Below are 13,453 nucleotides of genomic sequence, written 5' to 3'. Positions count from 1 at the left end.
CTTTAGGGTCTGTGTCGTCGCGTCGGATATGTCCCGAGCGCAAAGTCCCGACCGCATCGAGCGTGAGAAAATCGACGGCGACGAAGTGAAAGTGTGCTTCTACTACGATAGTCCGGAGTACGACGCGTGCCTCGAAGTCGAACGCGGTGAGAGGTGGGTGTTTGGCATCGACAGTGACGGTGTGGCAACGCTGCTGACCACGACTACGGAGACGGACCTGCTGGCTGATCCTGAGATACCCGAGTGGTTGTCCGACTCGCTGTTCGGACTCGGCATCGAGGAGGTGATGAGCTAAATGGCAGATGCGGTATTCCCGTTCCCCGGCGGGAAGAGCAAGCTCGCGTCGTGGATACTCGACCTCGTCCCCAAGCATCGGTGCTTCGTCGAGGTCTTCGGCGGTGCTGCCGGCGTGCTGGCAAACAAGGACCCGGACACGAGTACGGTCGAGGTTTACAACGATCTCGACGAGGACCTTGTGCACTTCTTCGAGGTGCTACGGGAACAGCCGGGGGAGTTGACCGAATGGCTATCGGCGGTACCGTACTCGCGTGCTGTTCATTCAGAGTGGGTCGACACGTATTACCGCGGCTACCGGCCACACGACGACATCGAGCGAGCAGGTCGGTTCTTCTATCTCCGCTACTCACAGTGGGGCGGCGGCTACGACTCCCCCAATGGCTTCGCTACGAGTAAGGTATCAAGCCGAGCGCTGTCGTTTGCGAATAAGCTCGACCGACTCCGTGAGTTCGCGGACCGGTTCGCTGACGTAGTAATCGAGAATCTCCACTGGCGGGAGCTCGTCGAGAAGTACGACGACGCGGAGACTGTGTTCTATTTCGACCCACCGTACGTCGGGACTGAAGACTACTACCCCGCAAGTGACATCAACCACGACGAGTTCCTCGCAGCGATAGCTGACCTTGAGGGGCGATGTCTGTGTTCGTATCAAGACCTTCCAGACCGAGCGGAGGAGTTCCGTATTCTGGGACGTGACGGGCGGAATTACATCAACAACGGGACCAGCGGTTCGACGAACAAGACGCGCGAACATCTACTGTTGAACTTCCAGCCAGAGGTGGACGCATGACCGTGGGAAAACGGGCCGACGGCACAACCATCGATGGTGGGGGGTGGGGGAAGGGTATGGTTGGTCGGCCCACCCTTAACCATCAGGTTATGTCTAATAAGAGATGTGATATAAGAAGTGCGTGTGAGAGACTGGCAACCCGAAGTCAAACCCTTGTTGGGGTCAGAAACCAACAGCGGGGTGCAGCAGCAACGAAATATCTAATCGTCCTCGTCGTCGCGTTTGCGTTCCATCCGGGCCGAGCGGATGCCGAAAAACGAAAAGAAGCGACGCAGTACGGGCGGTCCGTTTTGCTCCCATTTCGCGCTGTCGGCGTCGGACATATACCAATCTACACTCTCGGGAGTGTTAGTTGTATCGCTCGAAGAAGGAGCACAGTCACGACGATTCCGAACAGCGTCACTGTCTGGGTAACGACGGAGACCCCGAACGCCTCTGCAACGACTGAGACGCCGGTCGCGTACACCAGCAGAATAGCACCAGTCAACAGGAGGAGCTGTGCGGTCTGGAAATACGCCGTGTTCTTTGTGAGTTCTTCGTCGAGCGCGAGCAATCCAAACTCTAACTGTGTCATCACGTTCTCGTACCAGATGTCATTCTCCGGTCGCGGCGTAGTTCGCAAGTCACCTCGGTCAGTTTCGCTCGGATACTCCGTGACTGTATATACGCCGACACAGACGAACGCCGCCGTGGTGACCGCCAGCGCTCCAAGTGTCCCAGCAACGACCGGTATCAGCGGCGTGTCACCGACAGCAGAGGGGCCTATCGACGTGAGGGCGGCCGCAACGAACCCAAGGATGAGAACGGCCGTTCGCGCGGTCCGCATTGCTTTATCGTCGAGAGATTGGAGTCGGTCAACCCGCTTATCGTACACGCGACGGGCAGACTCCAGCGCAATGTCTGATTGGCGGTCAACTTCCTCCGCCTCGTCATTCGTCATTACACCGGCGGTGACGGTGGGTTACAAAAAGGATTGGGGTCCCGTCAGGTTGTCGTCAGCACGACCGTCATGTCGGCCACCGCGACGGCTTCTACGAGTAGATGCAGAGCCCAGTCTACTCCAGAAGGTCGGTGAGGAACTCACCGAAGTCTTCAACTTCGCCGTACTGACTCTGGTTTTCGACGGCCAGCGTGCCCAGTTCAGTAATTTCATAGAGTCCAGAGTTCGCCGCTGGACCCACCTTATCGACCAGTCCGTAGTCTTCCAGTTGCGGGAGCCGGACGTTCACGTGGCTACGGCTTTTGTCGATTTCCTCGGCGATATTCACGGCCACATTTCTCCCCTCTGTAAGGCAGTCGAGTATCAGAAAGTCAGTAGGGCGCTGGAGCTTCACGTCTGTGTCCTTATCCGTCATTCTGAACCCCTCTCGCCTTCATATTTCTTACAAGAGTTGGTAGTTACTAAAGGTTGCACCATATGGCTGTTACCAACGGTAACTATTAGTGGCTGTAACTTCCACGTCAGAAGCGAGGCCGACGCGCCGCTCCCTCGGGCGTCACGCACGCTGAAAAACGGGTGCGCCGCCGTGTGTCCAGCACGGACGGCGCGTCGGTCGACCGAATGCATGAGCAAACACGCCTCACGGGGCCTTGAAACCCCCGAACGGTTCGACGCGGATTACGCACAGCCTACGACCGGTTGCCCGATTTGCGGAACGCCCATCGCGGGCATCGCGGCTGACCGGCGACGGACGCTCGACCCCTGCGGCCACAGCGGCCGCGAGACGACGCTGACGACGTTCCTTCCCACCCATGACTGAAACCACCGACACCACCGAGAGTATCGACGTTGCAGAGTTCACTGCGACCGAGCGGGCCATGCTGGAGCGGCTGACAGCCCGGGGCCGTTCGGCACCTGTCGACCGCCTCCAGCAGGCCAGCGAGGAACTGTCCGAGATGGACAGCCTCGCGGAAGTCGAGCTACAGAGCGACGCCGCTGACCGAACCAAGAGTATCCAAGTCAGGAACGCCGACGGCACGGCCGACACAACGTACTACGATGTGCTCCGGCGGTACGGGCTCGCAATCGCGTTCGTCGTACAGCCCCCGGAGTCGCCGGCGCGAATCACGCTGTACCCGGTTGAGAGGTTGGTGTAGATGCTGAAGCTACGCGAACTCAGAATCGATGGCGTCGAGGTCGAGTTCATCCAGCGCGGCGTGGACCTGCTCGACCGTCTGCTCGCGTTGCTCGTCGGGGTAGCGGTCTTTGATTTGCCACTCCTCGCGCAGCCGGTCAAGTCGCATCTCGCAGTCCGAACACACCGGGATAACCGCCGCCCCTACCAGCGGTTCCATGTCGCGTTCCTCACGGAGGTATTGCGTCCAGTCCATCAGCGGCCGGTGAGTCCAGTCGGGGCTTTCCGCCCCACACAATGCGCAGTGCTCGGACATGAGACGCCCGCAAACGCAACGCCCAGCCTGATAAACATACTCACCGATTCACTATGAGTGAGACTACTACCGAGGCCGAGAGTACCGACGACGAACCGACCACGGGCCACACGCCGCCGAATCGAGCGCGGACCGATACTGTCGTCGGCTACTTCGCTGCCGACGAGACGGTGACGGTCGCCGGCCACGAGACCCGGGCGGCCGCGGTCGAGACCGAGGACGCGTCATCGACCGTGATGTTCGAGTGTCGCGACTGCGGCATCACGTCGACCGCGGTGACTGCGTTCGACCAACGCTACTGTGGGGGTGAGGACTGAGATGCCCCACTGCCAGCGCTGTGGGTCGTTCGTGACCGCCCTCTACGCGCGTGTTTTCACGCCCAGCGGGGTCGACCAGCCCCGTGTCTGCCCGGACTGTGAGGACGCTATCCGCGACGGCGCGGAGGTCCGCGAGGCGCGCTCACACCGCGGAGGCAACAAAGCCGAGGCACGACCTGTGGGTCGAGGTCCGCGGGGTGCCGTGGCCGTCGCCGGACCACAAGAGCGACCAGCAGGGGCGACTCGTGCGCCAGCTCGTCCACTTCGCCAACGGAGCCGACGAGGCGATGCTCCGGGACGCGCTCGAAGCGCTGGGCGTTCGGTAGCACAGTAGAGACGGCAGTATCTGACCCACGGGTGGAATCCCGGTTCGAGTCCGGGAGGGTCCCTCGACGGCGAGCGCGCTCAACTTGGAACCTTGGCCGCGCTCGCCGTCACCAACAGAGACCCATGACCCGATTGACAGACCCACGATTTAGGAGTTTGGGGGTGGTCGGCGCGTGAGCGGGCGTCGACGGCCCGAGCCCAGCGACCTCACGCCGGCCGCAGCCGTCGAGCGGTACCTCCGTCGCCGGCGTTCTGACGCTACCGAGGAGAGTATCGAAGGGTGGAGCTACCGCCTCAAACTGTTCGTCGAGTGGTGTGGCTCGGTCGGCATCGATACGGTCGGCGACTTCCGTCGCTACGACCTTGACGAGTACTACGAGTTTCGGAGTGCCGATATCAAACCGGTCACGCTGGAAGGCGAGATGTGGACGCTCCGCGTGTTCTGTGAGTTCTTGGAGGATATCGGCGCTGTTGATGATGGGCTCGCGGATGCGGTCCGCATCCCCGATATCAGCGCCGAGGAGCGGTCCAGCGACACCAAACTCGCAACCGAACAGGCGAAGGAACTGCTGTCGTACTACCGAGAGTCCGACCGGGACTACGGGACCCGACAGCACGCATGGCTCGAACTGGCGTGGTACACCGGTGCTCGGCAGGGGAGCATCCGCGGCCTCGATGTTCGGGACGCCCATCTCGACGGCTCGCCCTACGTGATGTTCCGGCACCGGCCGGACACCGGCACGCCGCTCAAGAACAAAATCGAGGGGGAGCGGCCGGTGGCCCTGCCCGAGCCGGTCGGCGACGTGTTGGGGTCCTATATCGCCGAGTATCGGTACGATGCCCGCGACGACCACGGTCGCCAGCCGCTCATCGCCAGTGCTGTCGGTCGGCCGACGGCCGATACTGTTCGGGTCATCTCGTACCTCTCGACGCTGCCGTGTACCTACGGCTACTGTCCCCACGACAAGGACATCGAGGCGTGTCAGTGGACCGACCGCGACCACGCCAGCAAGTGCCCATCGTCCCGAGCTCCCCACCACATCCGCACCGGGACGATTACGTGGCTGCTGAATTTGGGGTGGCCGCCACAGGACGTGGCCGAACGGGTGAACGCGACGCGAAAGACGATTGAACAACACTACGACAAGGCGACGCCCGCCGAGCGGCGCGAACGACTCCGTGAGCGCATGGAGGACCGCCGCCGGTCGCTCGTCGACAACATGGATATCGAGACCGATGATACGTAACACCGATTCTCAGAAACCGTACAGAGAACAGACTGAACCGCCCACGAAACCGAATAAATCTGAATCGCGCCGGCCCATTTTCACCCCACTTCGCAACGACGAGCGATAGCGAAGAGTCCGTAGTGGGTGTGAAATGTACGCCAAGCGAATTCGAAGTAGACCAGTCGCGCGCAGCGAAGCGAGCACGTCTGGGCGTGATTCGACATTCGCGCCGGCCCATTCCACCGAACAATTACGGCGAGCGTAGCGAGCCGTCTGCGAGGGGTGAAATGTTCGTCAAGTGAGTTTGAGCAGGGAGTCGCAACGCGGACGACGTGAGTGGCCGTCTCCCCGTGTTCGCGGCCCGCCTCGGCTCATTCTCGCCTATAGTAACAATTGAAACGATTTACACACCGACCGCACTGCCGTCGTGCGGTCGGGTGTGTATTGATTTTCAATGGCTACTATAGTCGCAAGTTGAGGAGGCGTCCTCTGTTGTCTCTTCGTGTGGAGACACGGCAAACCCCGTCGCTTCATTTTAATGGCTGTACTTCTGTGGCTATCGACGGTGTCGCGCGACGCGGGAGCCCTCTCCGGAGTAAGAGAGATAGCCAACTGAGCGTCCGACGAGGGGACTGGTGGGTGGCGGAGCCAACGGTGACTACCCGGTCGTTCGAACCGACTCATCGACATCCTTACTCTGTCTTCTGCATATAACCGACGTTATTCGATAACTTTCCGTAGCTCGGTTCGCGGACCTCGGTAAATGTCTCGAACGCGTCGTTCCACGTAATGTCATCTGACAAGATGACCCCGGAGTCCGCCAACCACTCGTATGCCAGTTCATATTCGAACATCATACAGGGATGAGAGTGCTCGGAATCGTGGACGAACAGATCGAGAGATCCCAGTTCAGTAACTAATCTCGGAAGTGCTCGTTGGCTTTTGCCAATTATCAACTCCCATCGGGACCGTAACTCGGTCGGAATTATCCATCCCGGCTCTTTGTCGCTTGGAATCGCAGCGCCGCCGTAGCTCTCGAACGTCTCTTGGCGAAATTCGCTGAGCTGCTCGTCGGCTCTGTAGGGGTAATCGATAGAATATAACTGACCCGATCCGTTCTCCTGAACTGCTAATAGAATAGCAAGGGTCGATACACCGTTACAAACTCCCGTCTCGACTACCGTATCCGGTTCCACTTCTCGTACTATCGCGTAGTAATCCTTTGCGGTCTCTAATCCTATCCCGCTCATCTCTTCTTTCCCTGTCATTTTTTGATACTCTTCCAAGGCTTCGTTTCGCCGGGATTCGACAGAACCTTGCTTGAATTCGTCTATGTAGCGCTCGTAGTCTCGTCGAGAGTCGAATATATCCTCCACAAATCGGGAATGTAACTCGTCATCGGACGCGTAGTCGTACCCGAATATATACTGGTGACTCTGTTTGGCGACCGGCTTAATGGGCTTCGGCAATATCTGATAAATCGTACCCCTGAGAGACATACTCGTGTAGTACTGTCGTTTCCTATTGAATACGGCGTTCCAGTGTCGCGCTAGCCCGCGTTCCCAGTTCACCCGTCGAGCGGGTGTCCGTGACTATCGGTCGCTATCGAGAGATGTCGAAACTGGAAGGTCCACCTGAAACCGGGTGGTCCCCGTGTGTGACCTCCGCCGTCTACCTTCCGCGGGACCCCGCCGAACCGCTCGCACCGACTCACTCCTCGGCGTCGCTCACGTCGCTGGGCTGGCCGCCGTCGGCGGTGGCGGCGTCGGCGGCCTCGAAACTGCTGCCCGGAGGCTCGACGCGCTCGACGATGTCAGTAATCACCTCGCGGGTCGTTCGGTCGCTGAGTTCGGCGTCCGTCGAGAGGCCGACGCGGTGGGCGAGAATCGCCACGGCCAGCGCCTTCACGTCGTCGGGGATGACGTAGTCCCGGCCCTCGATGGCGGCGCGGGCCTTGCTCGTATCGAGGAAGGCCAGCGAGGCGCGCGGCGACGCGCCGTGGCTGAGGTCCGGGCTCTCGCGGGTCGCGGCGACGATGTCGAGGATGTACTCCTTGACGGTCTGGTCGATGTACACGTCGGCGACCACCTCGCGCGCGGCGGCCACGGCCGCGTCGTCGACGACCTGCGAAACCGTCGAGGGGTCGAGGTCGGGTTCGCGGTCGAAGCGGTCGAGCAGTTCGGCCTCCTCGTCGCGCTCGGGGATGTCGGCGGTGAGCTTCAACTGGAAGCGGTCGCGTTGGGCCTCGGGGAGTTCGTAGGTCCCCTCCATCTCGATGGGGTTCTGGGTCGCGATGACGATGAACGGCTCGGGGAGGGCGAGGGTCTCGCCCTCGATGGAGACGGTGCGTTCCTGCATTGCCTCCAACAGGGCGGACTGGGTCTTGGGCGTCGCGCGATTTATCTCGTCGGCGACGACGACGTTGGCGAACACCGGCCCCTTCTGGAGTTCGAACTCGCCGGTCTGCTCGCGGTAGATGGAGGTGCCCGTGATGTCGGCGGGGAGGATGTCCGGGGTCATCTGGACGCGGTTGTAGTCGAAGCCCGTCGACTCGGCGAAGAGGTTGGCGACGGTGGTCTTGGCGACGCCGGGGACGCCTTCCAGCAGGATGTGACCGTCGGTGAGGATGGCGATGGTCAACCCCTTGACCAGCGTCTCCTTCCCGATGAGGACCTGACGCATCTCGTCGCGGATGTCGGCGTAGAGGGCGGCGGGGTCGGTCATCGCCTACGATTCGCGCCGCCGGCGTATAATGTGTTGCGACACGCGTTCGACCCGGTCGGCGTCCCACTCGGGGTGGCGCTCGCGGACGTACGCGACCACGTCCGACTCGGTGAGGGCGACGCTGTCGTCAGTCGCGTCGCCGCCGAGCGAGCGCAGGGCCCGCACGGGACGGGCGTCGGCGAGGGAGTTCGGTATCGAGAGCGACGGCCGGCGCGCCCACAGGGCGACGGCGGCGAGCGCGACGGCGCTGAGGAGGAGTTGGACCGACGGCGTGGTGCGAGTGACCAACAGCGCGTAGGTCAGGGGCGGCAGCGGCGGCCGGTGGGAGTAGTCGAGCAGCGCCGTGGTGGCGTTTCGGCTCACGGCCCGGGCGAACGCGGCGTTGCCATCGCGGTCGAGCATCGCGTTCGTGAACACGCTGGCGTCGCTGACGACGACCACGCGGCCCTGTCCGACCGGTTCGACCGCCGCCACGGGGTAGGAGCCGATGGGCTCGGCGTCGTCGAGCGTGTAGTTGCCGTTACGGTCGAGATACGACACCTCGGTCGTCCGGACGAGGACGCGGGCCTCGCGCCCGCCGACGCCGAACTCCCGTTCGGGCACGTCGAGCACCGTCCCGCGGTTCAGCGTCAGCCCCTCGGTGTCGGCCACGAGCGGGTGGTCCGAGACGTTCGTCGCCGTCGGGAGCGAGGCGTTGCGGTAGTTGTTCTGGTCGTCGAGGACGACCGTCCCGTTCAGCCGCGTCGCCACGTCCAACCGGGCGAGCAGGCGGTTGGTCGCGTTCGCGCCCCCCGCCTCGCCGGCGACGACGACAGTCCCGCCGCTGGAGGCGAACTGTCGGACGCGGTCGGCGTCGCGGGCACCGTAGGCCGAGGTGGGCGAGAGGACGAACGCGGTCCGGTCGGCGTCGGTCCCGACGTAGGCCGCCGTCGTCCGGGCCAGTTCGGGCGTCGCGCCGGCGGCCCGGACCTCCTCGCGCAGCGCGGTCCCGCCGTCCCACGCGCCGTTGTACGGGCCGTAGGCCGCGGTCGACGTGCTCATCGCCGCGACCAACCCGACGTTCGTGACGACCAGCAGGACCACGAGCGCCACGCGGGGGTAGTCGGTCCAGTCCACCTATATCAGCCCCGACGGGAGGATTTCGAGGATTCGCCTGACGACGACGTAGCCGAACCCGAGCAGGCCGGCCAGAATCAGCCACTTCAGCCGCGAGCGCCAGCGCGGCGTAACGTTTACCGGGGCGGTGAGTTCGACGACGACGAGGAGGCCGATGAGCGAGACGACGAAGAATAGCTCGTAGGACAGCGAGTCCAGCGCCGCGAGTACCAGCACCGCCGCGAGCATCCAGACCGCTTGCCCGTGGACGAACTGCTGGCGGCGTCTGGTAGCCATCGCCCCGAGGTTGCCGACCGAACCCTTAGAAGCTGTCGACACGCGAAGCGACAGAGACAAGCGCCGGCCCGCCGACGGCATCGGTATGTGGCCGTGGGGACACGCCGCCGTCGGCTATCTCGCCTACTCGCTGTACGTCCGGTCGAACGGGCGGACGCCGACGGCCCTGTCGGTCGTCGCCCTCGCCGTCGGCACCCAGTTCCCGGACCTCGTCGACAAGCCGCTGGGGTGGACCCTCGGGGTGCTCCCCGGCGGGCGCTCGCTGGCGCACTCGCTGCTGACGTTCGCCCTCGTCGCAGCCGTCGTCGCCGCCCTCGCCCGGCGATACGGGCGGTCCCGCCTCGGCGTCGCGTTCCTCGTCGGCTATCTCACACACAGCCTCGCCGACGGCCTCTACCCGGCCGTCGAGGGGTCGTTCGGCGACCTCACCTACCTCCTCTGGCCGGTCCTGCCGATGCCGGCCTACGGGACCGAACAGAGCTTCCTCGCGCACTTCGCGCAGTTGACGCTCGACTCCGCGCTGGCCGTCGAGTTCGCTCTGGTCGCGCTGGCGGCCCTGCTGTGGGCGCGCGACGGCTACCCGATGCTGGGCGCGGCCAGAACCCGCCTGCGGCGATTTGCCGGGAGCGCCGAGACGGCCGGTGACTCCGGCCGCGGATAGAAGAAGGGTTTTACCGACGGACGAGAGAGCCGCAGGCATGAAGGCTGTCGTACTCGCCGCCGGGGAGGGCACCCGCCTCCGGCCGCTCACCGAGGACAAACCCAAGGGGATGGTCGAAGTCGCCGGCAAGCCCATCCTCGCACATTGCTTCGAGCAGCTCATCGACCTCGGGGCCGACGAACTGCTGGTCGTCGTCGGCTACAAGAAACAGGCCATCATCAACCACTTCGAGGACGAGTTCGACGGCGTCCCCATCACCTACACCCACCAGCGCGAGCAGAAGGGGCTGGCCCACGCCCTGCTGACCGTCGAGGAACACGTCGACGACGACTTCATGCTGATGCTCGGGGACAACATCTTCGACGCGAACCTACAGGACGTGGTCAACCGACAGGCCGAGGAGCGGGCCGACGCCGCCTTCCTCGTCGAGGAGGTCCCGTGGGAGGAGGCCGACCGCTACGGCGTCTGTGACACCAACAAGTACGGCGAAATCACCGAGGTCGTCGAGAAGCCCGCCGACCCGCCTTCCAATCTGGTGATGACCGGCTTCTACACGTTCACGCCGGCCATCTTCCACGCCTGCCACCTCGTCCAGCCCTCGAACCGCGACGAGTACGAGATAAGCGACGCCATCGACCTCCTGCTTCACTCGGGCCGGACCATCGACGCCATCCGGATGGACGGCTGGCGCAACGACATCGGCTACCCCGAAGACCGCGACGAGGCCGAGAAGCGCCTTCAGGGCGAGGTCGACCCCGACCTCGCGGCCCAGTCGCTCGACACCTCGGGGAGCTGACGACCCGACGGATTTTTGTCCGCCGCCCGACCCGATGGGGTAATGAGGATTCTCGTCACCGGCGGCGCGGGCTTCATCGGCGGCCACCTCGCCGAGCGGTTTGCCCGCGACGGCCACGACGTGGTCGTACTGGACAACCTCGACCCGTTCTACGACCTCGACATCAAGCGCCACAACGTCGAAATCGGGCGGGACGCCGCCGAGGCGGGCGGCGGGAGCTACGACCTCGTCGAGGGCGACGTACGCGACGCCGACCTCGTCGCCGACCTCGTCGCCGACGCCGACTACGTCTACCATCAGGCCGCACAGGCCGGCGTCCGGCCCAGCGTCGAGGACCCCCGCAAGTACGACGCGGTCAACGCCGACGGCACGCTGAACCTGCTCGACGCCTGCCGCGACGAGGGCATCGAACGGTTCGTGATGGCCTCCTCCTCGTCGGTCTACGGCGTCCCCCAGTATCTCCCCTACGACGAGCAACACCCGACGACGCCGGTCTCGCCCTACGGTGCGTCGAAACTCGCCGCCGAGCGCTACGCCTGTGCCTACGGCGAGGTGTACGACTTCCCCGTCGTCGCCCTGCGGTACTTCACCGTCTACGGCCCGCGGATGCGCCCGAACATGGCCATCTCGAACTTCGTCTCGCGGTGCATGAACGGCGAGCCGCCGGTCATCTACGGCGACGGCACGCAGACCCGCGATTTCACCTTCATCGAGGACGTGGTCGAGGCCAACGTCACCCTGCTCGACTCGGACGCCGCCGACGGCGAGGCGGTCAACGTCGGCTCGACGGACAACATCGAGATACGGACGCTGGCCGAGGAGATACGGGACCAACTGGCCCCGGACCTCGAACTGGTCTACGAGGAGCGCCACGACGCCGACGCCGAACACACCCATGCCGACACCTCGAAGGCGGCCGACCTGCTGGGCTACGAGGCCGACCACACCATCCGGGAGGGCGTGTCGGCGTTCGTCGACTGGTACCGCGAGAACCGCGAGTGGTACGAACCGCTCGTCCGGAACTCGTAGCCGACGGGCGTCCGACGGCCCGCAGACCTTTTATCGGCCAACAACAACCTGTTAGCTAATGCTGTCCGGGTGGCGATACCGAGCCCTCGCTGCGGGCGGGTCAGTAGTGCTGACCGTCGCCGCGGTGCTTCTCACTAACACCCCGGCGGTCCAGTCGCTGCTCGTGTCGCTCCCGGTGCTCAGCAACCTCAAACCCCTGACCTATCGGAACGGGGCGCTGTTGGGCAACGTCCTCACGACGGTCGTCATCGTCCTCGGGGCGCTCTGGCCGCTGTTCAAGCCCCGCTCGCGGCGCATCCTCGACACGGTCGAAATCGCCCAGAAGCGGCTGGTCCTCGCGGCGACCGGGCTGGCGACTATCGGCTACTTCGACTGGTCGACGCGGCTCCCCCGGACGACGCTGGTGGCGACGGTCGTCCTGCTCGGCGTCCTGTTGCCGCCGTGGTTCGTCTACATCCGGCGGCGGCCCCAGCAGGCCACCAGAGCGGTCATCGTGGGCGACGACAGCGCGGTCATGGAGCGACTGCAGGCCGCCGCGGAGATGGACGTGGTCGGCTACGTCGCGCCGCCCGGGGTCACCGTCGGGGAACTCGCCACCGAGGCGGTCGGCCGGGCCGACGGCGGGACGCCCGCGGGAGAACTCCCCCGACTCGGCGGTCTCTCCCGCCTGCGGGACGTGCTGGTCGGCTACGACATCGACACGGTCCTGCTCGGCTTCCGCCGGCCGGACCGACAGGAGTTCTTCGGGGCGCTCGCCGCCTGTCACGAGCGCGGGATTCAGGCGCTGGTCCACCGCGAACACACCGACGACGTGCTGGTCGCCGAGCGCGACGGGGGCGACCTGATACGGACGAACCTCGAACCGTGGGACTGGCAGGACTACGCCCTCAAGCGGCTGTTCGACGTGACCTTCGCGGTCGTCGGGCTGGTCGTGACCGCGCCCGTCTCCGCACTTGTCGCCGTGGCGGTCAAACTGGATTCGTCGGGGCCGGTGCTGTACAGCCAGCAGCGGACGGCGGCGTTCGGCGAGACGTTCACCATCTACAAGTTCCGGAGCATGGTCGCCGACGCCGAGGCCGACTCCGGCGCGCGGCTCAGCTCCGAGGACCGCGGCGGCGTCGACCCGCGGGTCACCCGCGTCGGGCGCGTCCTTCGGGCGACCCACCTCGACGAGATTCCGCAGCTGTGGTCCGTGCTGGTCGGCGACATGAGCGTCGTCGGCCCCCGCCCCGAGCGCCCCGAACTCGACGAGAACATCGAGACGACCGTCGACGCGTGGCGGAGCCGCTGGTTCGTCCGGCCCGGCCTCACCGGGTTGGCACAGGTACACGGCGTCACTGGCCACCGCCCGCGGACGAAGCTCCGGCACGACATCGAGTACATCCGGACCCAGTCGCTCTCGCTGGACGCGAAGATAGTCGTCCGGCAGCTGTATCAGGTCGCCGCCGACGCCGTCGGGGTTCTCAGGGGTCCCGACGCGGCCGAGGCGGAGTGAGCGGC

18 protein-coding genes and 2 pseudogenes are annotated in these 13,453 nt (G+C 64.4%); 12 read left to right on the top strand and 8 right to left on the bottom strand.

Annotated features, from left to right (window positions below):
• The first annotated feature begins 28 nt into the window (after positions 1-28).
• A complete protein-coding gene (locus ACV7JO_RS01135) occupies positions 29-295 on the top strand; it encodes a hypothetical protein (protein ID WP_470354503.1) in 267 nt (88 codons plus the stop codon).
• Complete coding sequence (locus ACV7JO_RS01130) at positions 296-1,087, top strand: DNA adenine methylase (protein ID WP_470354502.1); 792 nt, start codon at positions 296-298, stop codon at positions 1,085-1,087. It begins immediately after the preceding gene.
• 200 nt (positions 1,088-1,287) lie between these two features.
• Here the strand turns inward: ACV7JO_RS01130 and ACV7JO_RS01125 are convergent, their stop codons facing one another.
• The 3 genes and pseudogenes from ACV7JO_RS01125 to ACV7JO_RS01115 all read right to left on the bottom strand — a co-directional run.
• Positions 1,288-1,410: a hypothetical protein gene (locus tag ACV7JO_RS01125; RefSeq protein WP_470354501.1), complete on the bottom strand. Its 123-nt coding sequence runs from the start codon at positions 1,408-1,410 to the stop codon at positions 1,288-1,290.
• Positions 1,411-1,418: 8 nt separating this feature from the next.
• Complete coding sequence (locus ACV7JO_RS01120) at positions 1,419-2,027, bottom strand: hypothetical protein (protein WP_470354500.1); 609 nt, start codon at positions 2,025-2,027, stop codon at positions 1,419-1,421.
• Between the two features lie 145 nt (positions 2,028-2,172).
• A pseudogene (locus ACV7JO_RS01115) lies at positions 2,173-2,421 on the bottom strand (winged helix-turn-helix domain-containing protein); the annotation flags it as partial.
• 231 nt (positions 2,422-2,652) lie between these two features.
• On the opposite strand from ACV7JO_RS01115, the gene ACV7JO_RS01110 reads away from it, so the two are divergent.
• Positions 2,653-2,847, top strand: coding sequence for a hypothetical protein (locus ACV7JO_RS01110; RefSeq protein WP_470354499.1), 195 nt, complete (start codon positions 2,653-2,655; stop codon positions 2,845-2,847).
• On the top strand, positions 2,840-3,184 hold the full coding sequence (locus tag ACV7JO_RS01105) for a hypothetical protein (protein ID WP_470354498.1): 345 nt from the start codon (positions 2,840-2,842) through the stop codon (positions 3,182-3,184). The genes ACV7JO_RS01110 and ACV7JO_RS01105 overlap by 8 nt, the downstream gene beginning before the upstream one ends.
• 9 nt (positions 3,185-3,193) lie before the next feature.
• On the opposite strand, the gene ACV7JO_RS01100 is transcribed toward ACV7JO_RS01105, so the two are convergent.
• Complete coding sequence (locus ACV7JO_RS01100) at positions 3,194-3,418, bottom strand: hypothetical protein (protein ID WP_470354497.1); 225 nt, start codon at positions 3,416-3,418, stop codon at positions 3,194-3,196.
• 113 nt (positions 3,419-3,531) lie between these two features.
• On the opposite strand from ACV7JO_RS01100, the gene ACV7JO_RS01095 reads away from it, so the two are divergent.
• From ACV7JO_RS01095 to ACV7JO_RS01080, 4 genes and pseudogenes are all read left to right on the top strand, one after another.
• Positions 3,532-3,795, top strand: coding sequence for a hypothetical protein (locus ACV7JO_RS01095; RefSeq protein ID WP_470354496.1), 264 nt, complete (start codon positions 3,532-3,534; stop codon positions 3,793-3,795).
• Position 3,796: 1 nt separating this feature from the next.
• Positions 3,797-3,946: pseudogene (locus ACV7JO_RS01090) on the top strand (DUF7563 family protein); the annotation flags it as partial.
• A gap of 46 nt (positions 3,947-3,992) precedes the next feature.
• The gene (locus tag ACV7JO_RS01085; RefSeq protein WP_470355798.1) at positions 3,993-4,121 is read left to right on the top strand and encodes a hypothetical protein; all 129 of its coding nucleotides are present in this window, start codon (positions 3,993-3,995) and stop codon (positions 4,119-4,121) included.
• Positions 4,122-4,295: 174 nt separating this feature from the next.
• Positions 4,296-5,369, top strand: a complete 1,074-nt coding sequence (locus tag ACV7JO_RS01080) for a tyrosine-type recombinase/integrase (RefSeq protein ID WP_470354495.1) — start codon at positions 4,296-4,298, stop codon at positions 5,367-5,369.
• A 674-nt stretch (positions 5,370-6,043) separates the two neighbouring features.
• Here ACV7JO_RS01080 and ACV7JO_RS01075 read toward each other — a convergent pair.
• The 4 genes from ACV7JO_RS01075 to ACV7JO_RS01060 form a co-directional block, all read right to left on the bottom strand.
• Positions 6,044-6,850: a class I SAM-dependent methyltransferase gene (locus ACV7JO_RS01075; RefSeq protein WP_470354494.1), complete on the bottom strand. Its 807-nt coding sequence runs from the start codon at positions 6,848-6,850 to the stop codon at positions 6,044-6,046.
• Positions 6,851-7,061: 211 nt separating this feature from the next.
• Positions 7,062-8,075, bottom strand: coding sequence for an AAA family ATPase (locus tag ACV7JO_RS01070; RefSeq protein ID WP_470354493.1), 1,014 nt, complete (start codon positions 8,073-8,075; stop codon positions 7,062-7,064).
• A gap of 3 nt (positions 8,076-8,078) precedes the next feature.
• Positions 8,079-9,191, bottom strand: coding sequence for a DUF4350 domain-containing protein (locus ACV7JO_RS01065; RefSeq protein ID WP_470354492.1), 1,113 nt, complete (start codon positions 9,189-9,191; stop codon positions 8,079-8,081).
• The gene (locus ACV7JO_RS01060) at positions 9,192-9,467 is read right to left on the bottom strand and encodes a DUF8044 family membrane protein (protein ID WP_470354491.1); all 276 of its coding nucleotides are present in this window, start codon (positions 9,465-9,467) and stop codon (positions 9,192-9,194) included.
• A gap of 85 nt (positions 9,468-9,552) precedes the next feature.
• On the opposite strand from ACV7JO_RS01060, the gene ACV7JO_RS01055 reads away from it, so the two are divergent.
• Genes ACV7JO_RS01055 through ACV7JO_RS01040 form a run of 4 tightly spaced genes read left to right on the top strand, consistent with a single transcriptional unit; the run spans position 9,553 to position 13,448 of the window.
• Positions 9,553-10,128, top strand: a complete 576-nt coding sequence (locus tag ACV7JO_RS01055; RefSeq protein WP_470354490.1) for a metal-dependent hydrolase — start codon at positions 9,553-9,555, stop codon at positions 10,126-10,128.
• 37 nt (positions 10,129-10,165) lie between these two features.
• Positions 10,166-10,924: a UTP--glucose-1-phosphate uridylyltransferase AglF gene (aglF, locus tag ACV7JO_RS01050; protein ID WP_470354489.1), complete on the top strand. Its 759-nt coding sequence runs from the start codon at positions 10,166-10,168 to the stop codon at positions 10,922-10,924.
• Between the two features lie 42 nt (positions 10,925-10,966).
• A complete protein-coding gene (locus ACV7JO_RS01045; protein ID WP_470354488.1) occupies positions 10,967-11,953 on the top strand; it encodes an SDR family oxidoreductase in 987 nt (328 codons plus the stop codon).
• A 58-nt stretch (positions 11,954-12,011) separates the two neighbouring features.
• Positions 12,012-13,448, top strand: coding sequence for a sugar transferase (locus ACV7JO_RS01040; RefSeq protein WP_470354487.1), 1,437 nt, complete (start codon positions 12,012-12,014; stop codon positions 13,446-13,448).
• Positions 13,449-13,453: the final 5 nt, after the last annotated feature.

It is taken from the genome of Haloarcula sp. MBLA0138 (genome assembly GCF_055632455.1).
This window is presented reverse-complemented; position numbering and strand designations above follow the sequence as displayed.